The sequence below is a fragment of the Streptomyces sp. NPDC006516 genome, from assembly GCF_040611875.1.
Lineage (GTDB): Bacteria > Actinomycetota > Actinomycetes > Streptomycetales > Streptomycetaceae > Streptomyces.
Genome location: NZ_JBEXPD010000005.1, coordinates 210119 through 223436, shown reverse-complemented (window position 1 = coordinate 223436; position 13318 = coordinate 210119). Strand labels below are relative to the sequence as shown.

The window sequence follows — 13318 nt, the reverse complement described above, 5'->3', positions numbered from 1 at the left end:
CGGAAGGCACCCCCACCATGTACGAACACGAGGACTCCGTGCCTCCCCGCTACGACCTCCTGGTCGTCGGCTCGGCCAACGCCGACCTGGTCATCGGCGTCGACCGCCGCCCCGGGCCGGGGGAGACGGTGCTCGGCTCCGACCTCGTCGTCCACCCCGGCGGCAAGGGCGCCAACCAGGCGGTCGCCGCCGCCCGCCTCGGCGCTCGAACAGCGCTGCTGGCCCGGGTCGGCGACGACGCCCACGGGCGGCTGCTGCGCGACTCGCAGCAGGAGGCGGGCGTCGACACCGGCGGAGTCCTCGTGGGCGGGGCGCCCACCGGCGTCGCGCTCATCACCGTCGACCCCTCGGGCGACAACAGCATCGTCGTCTCGCCGGGCGCCAACGCCCGGCTGACCCCCGAGGACATCGAGGCGGCGGGGGCACTCCTCGCGGCGGCACGCGTCGTCTCCGTACAGCTGGAGATCCCGCTGGAGACCGTCGCGGCGACGGCCCGCGCCCTGCGCCCGGGCGCCCGGCTGGTCCTCAACCCCTCACCGCCCGCACCGCTTCCCGACGAGGTACTGGCCGCCTGCGATCCGCTGGTCGTCAACGAGCACGAGGCTCGCTCCATCCTCGGGGAGAGCGCGGGCAGCACCCCGGAGGCCTGGGCGCGAGGGCTCACCGCCCTCGGACCCCGTTCGGTCGTGATCACGCTGGGCGCCGAAGGGGCGCTGGTGTCCGACACCCGGGGCGCCGGCGCCGTACGCGTGCCGAGCCCCCGGGTCGACGCCGTGGACACGACGGGCGCCGGCGACGCGTTCACCGCGGCGCTCGCCTGGCGGCTCGGCCTCGGTGAGGACCTCGCCGAGGCGGCGGCCTTCGCCGTGCGCGTGGGCGCGGCAGCCGTCACCAAGGAGGGTGCGCAGGCGTCCTTCCCGAGCGCGGAAGAGGTCGCGGCGCTGTGAAGAAGGCAGGCATCCTCAACCGGCATCTCGCCGGAGCAATCGCTGAGCTGGGCCACGGCGACGGTGTGCTGGTCTGCGACGCCGGCATGCCGATCCCGCCGGGGCCGCGCGTCGTCGACCTGGCGTTCCGCGCGGGCGTCCCGTCGTTCGCCGAGGTCCTGGAGGGACTGCTGGCCGAACTGGTCGTGGAGGGGGCGACCGCGGCCGAGGAGACACGGCGGACCAACCCGGAAGCCGCCGGCCTCCTGGCCTCCCACTTCCCGGACCTGACGCTCGTGCCCCACGAGCGGCTGAAGGAACTCACCGCGTCCGCCCGCCTGGTGGTGCGGACGGGAGAGGCGCGCCCTCATGCGAACGTGCTGCTCAGGTGCGGCGTGTTCTTCTGACCGCGCCCGGCCGCCGTCACTCGAGGCCGTTCCCGCCGCCGTCACCCTCGGCGGCCGGGACCCGGCTCCCTCGCGTCGTAGTCCGTCCTCGCCCGGTCGACCTCGGGCAGCCGCTCGGCGGCCCACCCGGCGAGCGTCGCGAACAACGGCGCCAGGCTGCCGCCCAGTTCGGTGATCTCGTACTCCACCCGAGGCGGGACCTCGGCGTGGTACGTGCGCAGGACGAGCCCGTCGCGCTCCAGCTGACGCAGCCGCTGCGTCAGCACCTTGGGGGTGATGGTGGCGAGACGGCGTTCGAGCTCGACGAACCGCTGCCGGCCGTGTTCGTGCAGCGCCCACAGGATCGGCGTGGTCCACCGGCTGAACACGATGTCGACCACCGGCGCGATCGGGCAGGCCAGTTCGGGCGCCGGCTCCGGACGCATCCGCAGTGTGGCGTCGGTCACAATCGGCCTCTTTCCCCGTTACTTTCCTCTAGGTACCTACTATCCCGGCGGCGGTAGCTTCTCACTCGTCCACAGCGAACGAGAACAAGGGGAGCGAAATATGATCGTGGTGACCGGAGCAACGGGCAATGTCGGGAAGCCACTTGTCCAGGCACTCGCCGCCGCCGGCGAGCAGGTGACGGCCCTCTCCCGGAGCGTGCCGGCAGCGGCCGGGGCCTTCCCGGCCGGCGTACGGCACCGGCCGGCGGACCTCACCGACCCGGCGAGCCTCGCAACCGCCTTCGAGGGAGCCCAGGCGCTGTTCCTTCTGGTGACCGGGGACTGGATGGCAACGTCCGGCGGCCCCGGGGCGATACTCGGCGCGGCGCGGTCCGCCGGTATCCGGCGGATCGTCCACCTGTCCTCCCAAGGGGTGGCCACGCACCGGCACCCGCCCGCGCTGGAGGACGCCATCAAGCGGTCGGGGCTGGAGTGGACGATGCTGCGACCGGGCGGTTTCAGCTCCAACACCTTCCGGTGGGCCGCGGACATCCGCGAACGTCGGGCTGTCGTGGCACCCTTCGGCGATGTCGCGCTGCCGGTCGTCGACCCCGCCGACATCGCGGAGGTGGCCGCCCTCACCCTCCTGGAAGCGGGGCACGAGGGCAGGTCGTACGTACTCACCGGACCGGAACCCGTGACGCCGCGGCAGCAGACGGCGGCCATCGGAGAGGCGCTCGGCGAGGAGGTCCGGTTCGTCGAGCAGAGCCGGGCGGAGGCGCGGGCCCAGATGCTGCGCTTCATGCCCGAACAGGTCGTGGAGAGCACCCTCGACATCCTGGGCACTCCGCTGCCCGAGGAGCAGCGTCCGGCCGCCGACGCCGAAAAGCTCCTCGGCCGCCCTGCCCGTACGTTCGCGACGTGGGCGCGGCGCAACGCGGCCGCTTTCGCGTGAGCCCGGAGACGGTCCTGTCCTACGGCTTCAGCACCTCCCGGAAGGTGTACACGCCCGACGGCTCCATCCGTACCAGCGCCATCGGCTTCCTGTCCGGATTGCCGTCGGACGCGAAGGAGATGGGACCGCTCAGGCCCGACACGGCCTCCCGCCCGCTGAGCTGGAGCAGCATCTGCAACGTGGCGCCCGTGTTGACCTGTCCCTTGCCGTCCGGGCCCGCCGCGTTGCGTACGGCCACCCCGAGGGTCCACAGCGCGTCGTGGCCCAGGATGACCTGGCCGTCCTGGAGCACCTGCATCGTGGTGTCGGAGGCCCCGCCGAACTCCGTCCTGTACAGGGAGAGGAAGTCCGGCAGCGGGTTGTTCGGCGCGGCGTAGACCTTGCCCGCGAGGGCGGGGTGCCCGAGCGAGGTGTAGAGGACGGTCACCCTGCTGTCCGTCCACTCCGTACGGAACTTCTCGCGCCTGGCCTCGCTCTCCAGCGATCCGTAGTACGTGCCGACCGCGTCGTCCCCGGTGACCAGAGTGACCGGGCACCGGCGGTCGGGGGCGGACATGGAGTAGATGAAGTTGCGGATGTTGACGCCGCGCCCGGCGAAGAACACCGCGTCCGGCCGCAGATCACACACCTTGTCGGCGACGGACGAGAAGGCGTTGGACACGCCGTCCACCCCGGAGAGGAACTCCAGCGGGGTGCCCTCGGTCCTCAGCCCCCGCTCGGCCGCCGCCGAAGCGAAGGCCGTCGACATCGAGGTGTTGTAGATGTCGTCCTCGTTGCGGTCGCGGATGACCGCGACCTTGAAGCCGGGGTCCTCCTGCTGTCGCTTCCTGAGGTAGTTGACGGCGGCCCTGGCCTGGTCGCGGTTGGGCGCCGAGGTGCGGAAGAAGCCGGGACGGGCCGCGTCGGAGAGGCCGTCCGCGGTCACCGTCGCCCCCATCATGGGGATGCCCGCGTCACGCAGGGCGTCCACCGCGTTCCTCGTGCCGCCCCGGCTCTGGCCGAAGCCGGCGACGGCGACCAGGCGGTTGTCGTCCTTCGACAGGGCGACGAGGTCGTCGGTGAGCGTCCGCCACTGCTCGGAGCGCAGCCCGAGATTGCCGACGAGCAGGCGGATCTGCGGAAGGTCGCCACGCCCGGCCCCCAGATCGGGGTCGTTGAGCTCCCGCTGCGCGAGGTAGGCGCCGATCAGCTCGCCGCGCAGCCCGTACTTGGCCTCCTCCTCGCCCTTGACCGTGGTCAGCGGTTCCACGTACGCGACGGAGACGTACGCGCTGCCGGACTTCTCGACACGTTCGTTCTCCTCCTTGATCTTGTCCATGACCTCGGTCAGGGACGAGTCGAAGGCGAACGAGCCGTCACTGACGCCGATGCACTCCTCGCGGACGCCCTTCTTGAGGATGCCCGGAGCACACTCCACCTTGTTGTGCTGCCAGGCCTGATACGCCTCCACGCCGCCCCACACCGCGGCGGCCAGCACGACCACGCCGGCGACGACCCACGGCGCCTTCGGCCGGGGCGGACGCGGAGGGACGAACGTCTCGTCGTCGTCGAGGGCTACCACCACGGCTTCCTCTCGTAGCGCTGGGCCATACGCAGCAGCACATGGCGGTCGTGTTCGTCGCCGATGGGCCTGCGGAGCGTCAGGAACTCCTCGACGATGTCGGGATACAGCTCCGCGTACGGATCACCCAGCGGGTCGCCGTAGGGCTGCGCGGCCCCCTCGGGCCGGGGATGCGGGGTGATCCACCCGGCCGCCAGCAGCCGGGTGATGGCCCGACGGGTGGCGTCGCCCCCGGCGACGCCGACCAGGCGTTCGTACCGGTCACGGGCCGCTTCCGGCAGCGCACCGTACCAGCGGCACGGCGCCCGCTGGAGCCACGCCAGGTCCGCGCACCACTCGTCCGCACCCGCCTCGTCGAAGCGGTCCCGCAGATAGTCGACGGCGGAATCCAGGTCGTCCAGGGCCAGATCGTGGTACGCCACCGACCGCAGGTCGCCCCGGCCCACGGCCGCCGCGCGCAGTGCCCGGTGCGCCCCGCCCCAGGAGCCGGGGCCGCCGTCGTCCGGGGCTCCGTCGAGGCGCCGCAGCAGCAGGAAGCGCGTGAGCCGGTGCAGGGCGGGGAGCCCGCCGTCCGGCTCCGGCACGGTACGCAGGTCGTCCGCGCAGTAGCCGACGAACTCGCGCAGCACCGGCTCCTGCCCCTCCCAGAGCGACTCGCACGTCTCCGCCCGGCCCAGGGTGACGCCGGCGGCGGCCCTGGGCATCAGCCGGGCCAGCTGCGAGGAGCAGTCCTTCAGCAGCAGGTCGAGCAGTTCCGGCGCCGCCGACAGGGAGGGCACGGGCAGGACACTGCCGTCGGCCGGAGCGAGGCAGCGGCGCACGCGGTCGTCCCAGGGCAGGCCGGCGGGCATGCGCCGGAGGTTGTCGAGTACGGCGGCTGTGCCCGCGGGATGGCCCCGGGTGATCTCGTACACGATCCAGCCGAGCCACTGCACCGCGTTGTCGGTACGCGGCAGCACGGAGCCGGCCGGGAGCGTGTCCAGCACGGCCGCGGCGTGCGCCTCGACCTCGCGGCGGCTGAGATCGCGCAACTGCCCCGCGGAGACCAGCGGTCCGGCGGACAGCGGCCGGAAATGGGCCGGCTGCGGCCAGCTCTCCCGGTAGTCGGGGCGGCGCCCGCTGCCGGTCTCCGCGCGGACGAGCGTCTCGGGGCGCCTGCGTGCCGTCGTCACGACGAGGAGCGGATCCGGGCGCCCGGAACGCTCCCGCGACTCCAGCAGCAGCGTCAGGAAGGCCTCGCCGGCCGCCGAGTCGACGTTGTCCAGCAGGGCGAGGCAGTGCGTGGTCCGCAGCCGGTCGGCGCGGCCCGAGGCGTACGCGCCGCGCAGGTCGGCCAGGAAGGAGTCGAGCAGTACCCGTTCGGCCTCGGCCCGCTGGGCGGGGTAGCCGTGGTACAGCCGGTTCACACCGACGAGGAAGTCCGCCGTCGCCCCGCGCCCCGGCCCCGAAGCGGACGTGTCGGCCAGACGCCGGCGCAGCCGCACCCCCAGTCGCATGCGTATCCCGCCCTGGACGAGTGGCATCACGACCGAACTCCAGCCGGGCAGCCCGATCCCGGCAAGCTGGGCGACCCCGTCCACGATGCCCTGCAGTTCCTCGTACGAATGCTCCCGCGCACGCCCCGCCCGCAGCGCTTCCGCCATTTCGCGGACGGCCTGCTCCCGGCTGCGCGCGTCCACCGCTGTGCCGACTGCGGCGATCAGCGAGCCCAGGGCGGGGAAGCCCAGTTGGGGGATGCCGTCGTGCCGCGCGCCGAGCTGGAACGCCAACTCGATCAGCACGTCGATGGGCGTCCCGCCCCGCTCGCCGACCGGCTCCAGGTCGATGCTCGCCAGCGGCACCCGCTGGGCCCACCGCCGCAGATGCCCGGTGAGCGCGGTCTTGCCGCTGCCCCGAGGCCCGAGCAGCATCAGCGTGGGCAGGGGGCGCAACGGGCCCTGCTGTCTGCTGAGGATCTCGGCCACGCGACGGCGCACGGCGATGTCCCGTTCTGATCTTCCGGCTCTGTCGTCGGCCATCCAGCTCCCCCCGCCGACTGAACGATTCCCCGTTCTGAAACTCTCGAACTCACGTGTCACAGAACGTTATTCGCTCCGGCGCGCCGGCGTGGCCCTGTCGCTTGAGGCGCCCCCTGCGCGCCTCACGTGCGCCCCGAACGCGCCCCTTCGCTCGGTGTGCACTGCTACGCTCCGAAGGTGACTGCCGGGTCGGCCATGGGCCACGTACGAGTGAGGCGCCCGGCTGACGCATGAGCGCGTGGCGGGCCAGAGCCCCGCCCGCCCTGTCGTGCACCTCCCGCAGGCGCCCCGTACGGCGCCCCGTCCCAGCGGAACCCACGACACGGAGATACGTCAGTCATGCCGCACACACAGCACCCGGACGTGCAGGAGACCCGGCAAGGGGTCGACGCCGTCCAACTGGACCACCACGCCGTCTACGCCAGGGACCGCAGCCTGTCCGCGGAGTTCATCGCCACCGTCCTGGGCCTGGAGGTGGGCCGGCCGTTCGGGCCGTTCCTGCCGGTCGACCTCGGGAACGGTGTGACCCTGGACTACTACGAGCTGCGGGACGAGCCCGTGCAGCCGCAGCACTACGCCTTCCTCGTCCCCGACGCGCAGTTCGACACCATGATCGCCAGGCTGGCCGCTCTGGGGGTCACCTATTACGCGGACCCCCGGCACGGCGAACCTGGGCAGATCAACCGGCTCTTCGGGGCCGGGGGGCCTACTTCAAGGACCCGGACGGTCACAACATGGAGATCATGACGAGGCCGTACGCCCGGCCTCGCTGAGCGGCTCCCCTCAGTCCTGAGAGGGCAACTCCTCCGCGAGGCCGTCCGCCAGCGCGGCCAGCGCCGAGGCGAGCGCGTCGAGCCCCGGCCCCGCCGGGCCGCCGGGCTCGGTCATGTAGAGGTCGCGCCGGATCTCGATCATCAGGGCGCTGACCCGCCTGTCCTTCCCGTAGTGCTTCAACGGCACGTACGTACCGGGGAACGGGCTGTTCAGTCCCGTGCCACCGAATCCGGCGAACGCCGCCTCCGCCCGGGCCAGGAGCCCGGGCGGGGTGTGGAAGCCGTCGGTGCCGAGGCAGACCGGCGGACGAGGTCCGGTGCCGTGCAGTTCGTAGGGGAGCGCGGCGGTCGGATACGAGTGGACGTCGATGACGACCGCCCGCCCCGTGGCGGCCAGCCGTTCGTCGACCGCCGTGGTCATCGCCCGCGCGTACGGGTGGAAGTAGCGGTCGAGCAGCGGCCCGGGGTCCTCCCCGGGTGCGCGGAGCGGCTCGCGGTGGGTGGTGCGGGTGTAGACCGCGCCCATCCCCACGGCCAGCATCTCCTCCCGGTCGTCGGGAAACCGTTCGGGATCGACGACCAGCCGCGACAGTCCGTTGACGAACCGCCATGGAGCCACCGTCGCCGCCTCACAGGCCCTCGCGGCCAGTTCGGCGGTGTGCGCGTCGGTGATGTGGTCGAGCTCGGTCGCGAGCGCGGCGTCATCGAGCACGAGGGTGTCGCGCACCTGCGCCGGGACGACCCGGGAGGAGTGGGGAACATGCAGCAGCACCGGCGACTCGGCGGCGCCGGGCACCAGCTGGAACGGGCGGGGCTGGAAAAGGAGGGAATCAGGTCTCACGGGGCGGTCCTCGTACGTGCGCCGGGGCGGAAGGAGATCTCGTGCTCGCCTGCCACGCTCAGCCGACCGCGCCCGGGCCGCCCGAGGCGAGCCGGTCGTTGAGGTCATGGGCCAGGGAGGAGCCGAGAGACCGGGCCCTGGACAGATGACGCTCGAACGAAGTGATCCGGCGGAACGTTTCGCTGTACGGCACCTGGTCCTCCAGCGGGAGCTGGAGGACGGAAAGACGCCGCACGTCCACACGGGCGGAACTCGACGCGTGGGTCCCGGCATGGCGGCCGTTCGCCGGAGCCCGGAGGCAGCCGGCCAGGAAATGGGCGTCCAGCTTTCCGGGCTCCACGCGCAGGGCGAAGAGCTGGGCCCCCAGGGCGACCGGTGGCCCCTGGTGCACCCAGGCGTCGAACGCCCTGACCACACCCGCCACGATCACGTCGCCTTCCTCGGCGATCGCCGGATGGGCGTCGGGGGACAGCCAGGCACTGGGCGAACCGTCCAGCAGGAGGTCGGGCACGGTGAGGAGCGGCACCGACTCCTCCCGGGGGTCCCGGAAGACCTCCTCCGACTCCGTGGGATGCGCACCCGGTCGCAACGTGACGGCGCCCGCCCTGACCAGCTCGCCGACCGTCACCGTGGAGGGGCGGCGTCCCTGGGCGGGACTCGCGGCGTCCAGCGGTGCGAGCGCCGCGCCCAGTTCACGCAGTGACGAGAAGACGGCGTCCAGTTCGTTCCAGCGCGCGACCGACTCCCTCCCGAGGACATCGGGTCTCGCGGCCACGTGGCGGCCGGGCGTCACATCGACGTCGTCGTCCAGGAGATCCAGCAGCGGGACACGGACCGCTCCGTGCGGGAGAGCGGCTCCCGGCCGGTCCAGGCCCTCCAGCGCGGACAGCGTCAGGTCCTCGGTCGCCTTCCAGTCCGGCCCCCGGCTCCCGGGCCGCGCGTGCCGCGAACCGTCGACCAGCAGGACGTCGGCGGCGCCACGGCCCTTGCCGGCCTCCGGCGCACGCAGAACCCAGAGCTGGAGCGACACGCTGTGGGGCTGCGCGCAGCCCTGCGGCAGAGCAACCACGGCGCGCAGCAGGCCGTTGCGGAGCAGGGAACCACGGATGCGGCGGCCCGCTCGGCGCGAGGCCACGGCGGGCGGAAGCACCACGACGGCGGCGCCGCCCGGCCGCAGGCGGGCCAGCAGGTGCTGCACCCAGGCGAGTTCGGGTTCCGTCCGGGGCGGGAGCCCGTGCACCCACCGGGGGTCGGTGGCCAGCTCCTCGTAACCCCAGTCGCGCTCGTTGAACGGGGGATTGCACAGAGCGATGTCGGCTCTCAGGTCCGGGTACGGGTCGGCGCGCAGCGAGTCGCCGGTCGCGATCCCCGCCCGGACGTCCCGGTCGTCCCCGGTGAACTCCAGGCGTGCCCCGCCCAACGCCGCCAGCGTCGCGTCGGCCTCGCAGCCCAGAAGCTCATACCGCCCGCCGTTCCCCACCGACGCGGCTGCCGAGAGAAGACGCGCCGAGCCGCACGCGGGGTCGAACACCGTGAGGGCGCCGTCCCGTTCCGTCGCCGACCGGGCTCGCATCGCGATACGCGCCATCAGCGAGGCGAGCCGGGTCGGAGTCGCACTGATCTGGCGCACATGGGCGTCGAGCCAGCGCTGCAGCAGGAAGTCGAAGGTCTCGAAGGCCCCTTCGCGTCTGCCGATCTCCGCCGTCTCGGCCACCAGGGCACGGGCCTGCGCGGACAGGAGCGGGGCGCCGGGCCGCTGAGCCGCACCGCGCATACGGTGCGCCGCCTCGGCGATGGCCAGGCCCGACTCGTCCCGGCCGGCCAGCGTCTCGAACCGTGGCCACAGCAGCTCGCGCCCCCCGGCCACCTTCAGCTTGCCGTTGTCCCTGAGCCACTGCTCCACCTCGGTCAGGGCGAACTGCGGTTTGACGTCGCTGCCGCCCACCCGGGCGGGGAAGGAGTCGTGACGCCGCCGCCAGTTGCTCACCGCCGCCCGGCCGACTCCGGCGATCCGTGCGATCTCGGCCAGACTGACCGGCACGGCGTCGGGGGGCGTCATCGGAATCTCCACGGTGCTGGAAGGCATGACAAGGGAAGCCACTCTGGGTGGCACGCTACTACGCCGTTGACTTGGTTCACAGTGCGATGTGGGCGTGCGCGGCAGATCGAGGTGTGCCGGAGTGCCTCCGGGCGCCCTCCGGCTCTTCCCCGGGCGGCAGTTCTGCCGTGCTGTGGAGGCCTCGTCCTAGCGGACGGCCGACGCCACGAACGCGGCCCACCCACAGTGCCCGACGCGCAGCACCGGACCGTCGCCGCCGGCCTTCGAGTCCCGCACGAACACCGCGCCGGAACCGGCCGCGACCTCCACGCAGTCGCCACCTCCGGATCCGCTGTAACTGCTCTTGAACCAGGCCGGTTCGTCCGCGTTCCGGGGTACCCGCTCCACGTTCATGTCTCTCCCACCAGCCGTTCGATGAGCCGCGCAGACTCCACGCCGTTCAGCGCCTGCGATCGCAGCTTGCCATAACGCATGCCGAACGCGCTGACCTGAGCCGGTTCCCGGACGACGCAACCGACTTCCTGCGACTCGATGTATCCGAGGTGCCGGTGCTCATCCGTCTCCAGTACCACGAACGGCCCGTTCAAGCCCGCGTGGAAGCCGGACGCGGCAGGCATGACCTGCACTTCCACGTTGCGCATCAGGCCCACCTCCAGCAGGCGGCGCCACTGTCCGCGCATGACCTCCGCCTCGCCCACCGGGTTGCGCAACGCCTCCTCGCTCACGATGAACGACAGCTCCGCCAACGGCACCCGCGTCAGCAGTTTCTGCCTGCTCAGCCGTGCCTCCGTGTGCTGGTCGACGGTCTCCTCGCTCAGCGGTGGGCAGCGGCCCGCGAACACCGCCCGTGCGTACGCCTCCGTCTGCAACAGCCCTGGCACCAGCAGGGGATCGTAGGAGAACCGGCTCACCACCTCGGCCTCGATGAGCGCGAAGTTGCGGAAGAACTGGGGAAGTTTCGCCCGGTCCACGTCGTCCTGGAGCACTGCCAGGACCCCTGCCGCGTCCAGCACCCGGTCGGCCGCCTCGGTGAACGCCTCCTTCGCGGGGCGTCGGCCCTGCTCGACCGAGGCGACCTGTTCCAGCGAATAGCCGATGGCCTGCCCGAGACTCTGCTGGTTCAACCCGGCCCGCCGGCGCAGGTGCTGGAGGAGCTTGCCGTACGCCACCCACACGCCGGGCAGATCGCCGTCCTCCTTGGCCCTCGCCTTCGTCGCGCGCCCGTTCCCGGGGTCCCGCATCGCCGCCACGCCCCTCTCCGCCACCGCTCCTCCTCCGCACGCCCCGCACCGATCCCCGATTCGCCTCTTCGGGGTGAGGTTCAACGGGAGGGTCGTTTCCCGGGACACGGCTGCCGCTCGTACAGCACCCGTACAAGGCCCGTACAAAGCGGTCGGAGCGCGGAGGGCACCAGCCGTACCGCGCCTCGTCGTACGGACGACGTGCCTGGCAGGGGCGGTTTCCGCCTCCCACCATGGCACCGTGAAGCAACAGGAAGACAGACGCGAGAGCTCATTGCCCGACGCCTTGTTCAGCCTCCGGCTCAGCAGCACACCACGAGGTGCGCGGCTCGCGCGCACACTGGCCGTGCAGCAGCTGGCCGAGTGGTGCGGCGGGGCCTACGACACGGACGCGGTCCGGGCGGTCGCCCTCGTCACGGCGGAGCTCGCCACCAACGCGATCACGCACGGCCGCCTGCCGGGGCGCGACTTCCGGTTGACGCTGCGGCTCATCGCGCGAGGCGTCCGGATCGAGGTCACGGACACGCGTCCCGAGCGCCTTCCACCCATCGCACCGGCCGAACCACGGTGCTCCGAGGCCGATTCGGGACGAGGGCTGCTGCTCGTCGAGGCGTATGCGGACCGCTGGGGCTGCTCCGCTCCCGACGCCTGGACGAAGACCGTCTGGGCGGAGGTGCGGCTGAGCTGACGCCCACCACTCGTGCGCGGCGGGCGACGGCAGGTGGCGCGGGGGAAGGGAAAAGCGGGGTGAACGCCCGCGCGGGCCGACGGGTCGTCTCCGACCTGCCGGCCCGCGCGGGCAGGGTGGATCAGCCCGCCCAGACCTCGGCGTCGTCGGCCGGGACGGTGGTGGCGAGCTTGAGCTCCTTGCGCGCACCGACCGTCTTGTTCGGGTCGATGCCGGTGAACGCCACGTCGTACGCGATGTAGAAGGCGTCCGTGTCAGCGGCCGATGCGGCGTCCTTCCACGAACCGGCGGCCTTCTCCAGCTGCTCGGTGAGCTTGACGGTCTCCGGCTTGACGATGCCCTTCAGGTTCGCGAGGTGGGCGTCCAGCGCAGTGGAGACGGCCTTGGCCTGCTTCTTGTACCCGTCCAGGTCGTCCTCGATCTGCTCCGCCTTCGGCTGGTTCGCCCACAGCGCTTCGTAGACGGCGTTCGCGCCCTTCAGGTACGCGAGCTGGTCGGCGTTCAGGGACTCGTTCTTCAGGGAGTCGGTGAACGTGCCCGTCTCCTTCGCGTACGTGCAGCTCACGGACCGGTCGCCGGTCGCCCAGCTCTCGGCCGTCGGGTAGTAGTAGAAGAGCTCGACACCCTCCGGAACCGCCCAGGTGTCGGAGATGAACTTCAGCGACTCGGCAGGGCACTGCTCGTCGGCGATCTTCGACGCGCCCTCGTCGCCGGGGTACTTCGACTCGCCCTCGATCGAGAACTCGCCGACGACCTGGCCCTCGTGCGCTTCCTCGCAGGGGACGATCTCGACGCTGAACTCCTCGCTCTCGGTCGCCCCGCTGTTCGGGTTGTAGCAGTCGCCGGGCGTGAGCGAGAAGACCGAGCGCTGACGGACGACCTTCTTGGCGCCGGCGGTGGCGCTGTCGATGGCGTCGGAGCAGCCCACCGCACCGATGGCGAGCAGGGCTACGGCGGCGGATATGCCGCGTGCGGAGCGAGACGTGACACCGAGAAACATGGCTGGGGCATCCTCAAACAACGGAAAATCTGTGAACAGGTGTGCGCATCGTATGGCATGGATGCGACATTGCTGTGTTCAGGTCATGTCCGGAGGTCAGTGCGGGGAGCCGCCTCACTTGCGCGGCACCGGCGCTGACCAGCCAGAAGACGGAAGAGGCCCGGCGTGAAAAATTCTTGTGAACTCAGTCAATGACTGACATCCTTGGGGTGAGTGACAGCGTCGGGGGCGCGTGGTTCGTGGCGGCCTCCCTGAGGGGAGGGTGTTCCGCATGTGTGTTTCGCGTCGCCGTTCGGTGCAGGAGGAGTCGAGGGGCCTCGGGCCCCGTCCTCCCACTGGGCGCGTTACGCCATTCTCCTGACAGGCGCTCGGCGAGGCGCGCGCGTATGCTCGCTGCGGCGTCGGGCCGGAGCACGCCGCAGGG

General features: G+C 71.9%; 12 protein-coding genes and 1 pseudogene. 5 read left to right on the top strand and 8 right to left on the bottom strand.

What is annotated here, in order from left to right; translation table 11 throughout:
* The first annotated feature begins 17 nt into the window (after window positions 1-17).
* Complete coding sequence (locus tag ABZY45_RS17415) at window positions 18-947, top strand: ribokinase (RefSeq protein ID WP_356740812.1); 930 nt, start codon at window positions 18-20, stop codon at window positions 945-947.
* Window positions 944-1333 carry a D-ribose pyranase gene (rbsD, locus tag ABZY45_RS17410; RefSeq protein ID WP_356740810.1) on the top strand — a complete coding sequence of 130 codons (390 nt, stop codon included), beginning with the start codon at window positions 944-946 and terminating at the stop codon, window positions 1331-1333. The genes ABZY45_RS17415 and rbsD overlap by 4 nt, the downstream gene beginning before the upstream one ends.
* 41 nt (window positions 1334-1374) lie before the next feature.
* Here rbsD and ABZY45_RS17405 read toward each other — a convergent pair whose 3' ends face one another.
* Window positions 1375-1758, bottom strand: a complete 384-nt coding sequence (locus tag ABZY45_RS17405) for a helix-turn-helix domain-containing protein (RefSeq protein ID WP_356741089.1) — start codon at window positions 1756-1758, stop codon at window positions 1375-1377.
* Between the two features lie 121 nt (window positions 1759-1879).
* Between ABZY45_RS17405 and ABZY45_RS17400 the strand changes: the two genes are divergently transcribed.
* Entirely contained in the window at window positions 1880-2713 is an 834-nt protein-coding gene (locus ABZY45_RS17400; RefSeq protein WP_356740808.1) for an NAD(P)H-binding protein, read from the top strand.
* Window positions 2714-2732: 19 nt separating this feature from the next.
* Here the strand turns inward: ABZY45_RS17400 and ABZY45_RS17395 are convergent, their stop codons facing one another.
* Window positions 2733-4277, bottom strand: a complete 1545-nt coding sequence (locus ABZY45_RS17395) for an ABC transporter substrate-binding protein (RefSeq protein ID WP_356740806.1) — start codon at window positions 4275-4277, stop codon at window positions 2733-2735.
* Window positions 4268-6292 carry an ATP-binding protein gene (locus ABZY45_RS17390; RefSeq protein WP_356740805.1) on the bottom strand — a complete coding sequence of 675 codons (2025 nt, stop codon included), beginning with the start codon at window positions 6290-6292 and terminating at the stop codon, window positions 4268-4270. The genes ABZY45_RS17395 and ABZY45_RS17390 overlap by 10 nt, the downstream gene beginning before the upstream one ends.
* Before the next feature lie 339 nt (window positions 6293-6631).
* On the opposite strand from ABZY45_RS17390, the pseudogene ABZY45_RS17385 reads away from it, so the two are divergent.
* Window positions 6632-7065: pseudogene (locus ABZY45_RS17385) on the top strand (VOC family protein).
* 10 nt (window positions 7066-7075) lie between these two features.
* Here ABZY45_RS17385 and ABZY45_RS17380 read toward each other — a convergent pair.
* The 4 genes from ABZY45_RS17380 to ABZY45_RS17365 all read right to left on the bottom strand — a co-directional run bounded on the left by ABZY45_RS17380 (window position 7076) and on the right by ABZY45_RS17365 (window position 11206).
* Window positions 7076-7906 (bottom strand): N-formylglutamate amidohydrolase, encoded by an 831-nt coding sequence (locus ABZY45_RS17380; RefSeq protein ID WP_356740803.1) that lies wholly within the window; start codon window positions 7904-7906, stop codon window positions 7076-7078.
* A gap of 58 nt (window positions 7907-7964) precedes the next feature.
* Window positions 7965-9965, bottom strand: coding sequence for an N-6 DNA methylase (locus tag ABZY45_RS17375; protein ID WP_356740801.1), 2001 nt, complete (start codon window positions 9963-9965; stop codon window positions 7965-7967).
* Window positions 9966-10151: 186 nt separating this feature from the next.
* Window positions 10152-10358 (bottom strand): DUF397 domain-containing protein, encoded by a 207-nt coding sequence (locus ABZY45_RS17370; protein WP_356740799.1) that lies wholly within the window; start codon window positions 10356-10358, stop codon window positions 10152-10154.
* Complete coding sequence (locus ABZY45_RS17365; RefSeq protein ID WP_356741087.1) at window positions 10355-11206, bottom strand: helix-turn-helix transcriptional regulator; 852 nt, start codon at window positions 11204-11206, stop codon at window positions 10355-10357. Before ABZY45_RS17365 ends, ABZY45_RS17370 begins: the two co-directional genes overlap by 4 nt.
* 241 nt (window positions 11207-11447) lie before the next feature.
* Here ABZY45_RS17365 and ABZY45_RS17360 point away from each other — a divergent pair, with 241 nt between their 5' ends.
* On the top strand, window positions 11448-11894 hold the full coding sequence (locus tag ABZY45_RS17360; RefSeq protein ID WP_356740797.1) for an ATP-binding protein: 447 nt from the start codon (window positions 11448-11450) through the stop codon (window positions 11892-11894).
* Between the two features lie 121 nt (window positions 11895-12015).
* Here the strand turns inward: ABZY45_RS17360 and ABZY45_RS17355 are convergent, their stop codons facing one another.
* Window positions 12016-12894 (bottom strand): septum formation family protein, encoded by an 879-nt coding sequence (locus tag ABZY45_RS17355; RefSeq protein ID WP_356740795.1) that lies wholly within the window; start codon window positions 12892-12894, stop codon window positions 12016-12018.
* Window positions 12895-13318 lie beyond the last annotated feature (424 nt).

Coding starts and splice junctions, on each gene's coding strand:
- ABZY45_RS17415 (WP_356740812.1), top strand. CDS start 18: ATGTACGAACACGAGGACTCCGTGCCTCCCCGCTACGACCTCCTGGTC.
- ABZY45_RS17405 (WP_356741089.1), bottom strand. CDS start 1,758: ATGCGTCCGGAGCCGGCGCCCGAACTGGCCTGCCCGATCGCGCCGGTG.
- ABZY45_RS17400 (WP_356740808.1), top strand. CDS start 1,880: ATGATCGTGGTGACCGGAGCAACGGGCAATGTCGGGAAGCCACTTGTC.
- ABZY45_RS17390 (WP_356740805.1), bottom strand. CDS start 6,292: ATGGCCGACGACAGAGCCGGAAGATCAGAACGGGACATCGCCGTGCGC.
- ABZY45_RS17375 (WP_356740801.1), bottom strand. CDS start 9,965: ATGACGCCCCCCGACGCCGTGCCGGTCAGTCTGGCCGAGATCGCACGG.
- ABZY45_RS17370 (WP_356740799.1), bottom strand. CDS start 10,358: ATGAACGTGGAGCGGGTACCCCGGAACGCGGACGAACCGGCCTGGTTC.
- ABZY45_RS17365 (WP_356741087.1), bottom strand. CDS start 11,206: ATGCGGGACCCCGGGAACGGGCGCGCGACGAAGGCGAGGGCCAAGGAG.
- ABZY45_RS17355 (WP_356740795.1), bottom strand. CDS start 12,894: ATGTTTCTCGGTGTCACGTCTCGCTCCGCACGCGGCATATCCGCCGCC.